This is a genomic window from Pseudoalteromonas sp. 120-MNA-CIBAN-0494 (assembly GCF_040308885.1).
GTDB lineage: Bacteria > Pseudomonadota > Gammaproteobacteria > Enterobacterales > Alteromonadaceae > Pseudoalteromonas > Pseudoalteromonas nigrifaciens.
On record NZ_JBEOOE010000080.1, the window covers coordinates 1 to 1,214 of the forward strand.

Below are 1,214 nucleotides of genomic sequence, written 5' to 3' on the forward strand. Positions count from 1 at the left end.
GTTGGATGAGGAGCATGCTTCGTTCAACAAGGTATTTATACGATACAAGCAACGTAACGTATAAATACTAAGACGTTGTACGAATATCGCTGTGCCCGAGTTGTGTTTGTACTGTGCGTATATCAGCGCCGCTTTGCAGTAAGTGCGTAGCGAATGAGTGGCGCAAAGTATGTGGCGTAACGTGTTTATTAATGTGTGCATTAAAAGCCGCTTTTTTTACAGCGCGCTGTAATTGCTTTTCATCAATATGATGGCGCCTTAGCTGTTTACTCTCAGGATCAATACTGAGTTTATAAGATGGAAATAAATATTGCCAACCCAGCTGTTTGTTATGATTTGGATATTTTTTACGTAATAAATGCGGCATATACACGCCACAAAACAGCGGGTTATTTAGGTCTAATTGTAAATAATTATCGACTAATTGAATTTGTGTTCGTATTTGTGGTATCAGTTCTCCTGCAAGCGTTACAACACGATTTTTGCCCCCTTTACCATCCCAAATTCGAACACAGTTATAATCAAAATCAATATCTTGTGTCCGCAAACGTAGTACCTCCATTAACCGCATACCGCTACCATAAAGTAGTGCACACGCTAAATAATGCTTTGTAATACAGTGTTTAAATAACGCTGAAACTTCTGTTTGTGTAAGCACAACAGGTAATTTTCTAGGGCGTTCACTTTTTACAAAATCTAATGATAATGAGAGAGGACTTTTAATTATTTCCTTATATAGAAAACTTAGCGCATTCAATGCCTGGGATTGTGTGCCTTGCGCTACATTTTGCGAGTTTACTAAATGATTTAAATATAATTCTACTTGAGTATCCCCCATAGAGTTTGGGTGTTGCATATTATTAAAGCGGATATAGGCAGCTATCCAAAACAAATAAGCTTCAATAGTGCTCTTTGCATAACGCTTGCTATACATATGATCTTTAATCATGGTTAGAAAGAGAGATTTCATAAATGATATTCAATTATTTAAAACTCGACACTGTATATATAGACAGTTATTTGTATTTTGTCCAATAACATTATTAAAAGTCGTTTTGGGGTATTTTAACTACGGTAACTTTATAACATACGTAATTACTTGTTTACATTGTAGTTATTTAGTGGAACTATTGAGCCATGTAATATACGCCGTTTTGGGGTGTTATAAACCCCCAAAGTGGTGTTCAATAAGCTGTTGAACAAAGCCGCTACGC

General features: G+C 36.2%; 1 protein-coding gene. It reads right to left on the reverse strand.

Features of this window, described 5'->3' with window-relative positions; all coding sequences use genetic code 11:
• Window positions 1-67 precede the first annotated feature (67 nt).
• Window positions 68-970, reverse strand: coding sequence for an integron integrase (locus AAEY55_RS18050; RefSeq protein WP_350552592.1), 903 nt, complete (start codon window positions 968-970; stop codon window positions 68-70).
• Window positions 971-1,214: the final 244 nt, after the last annotated feature.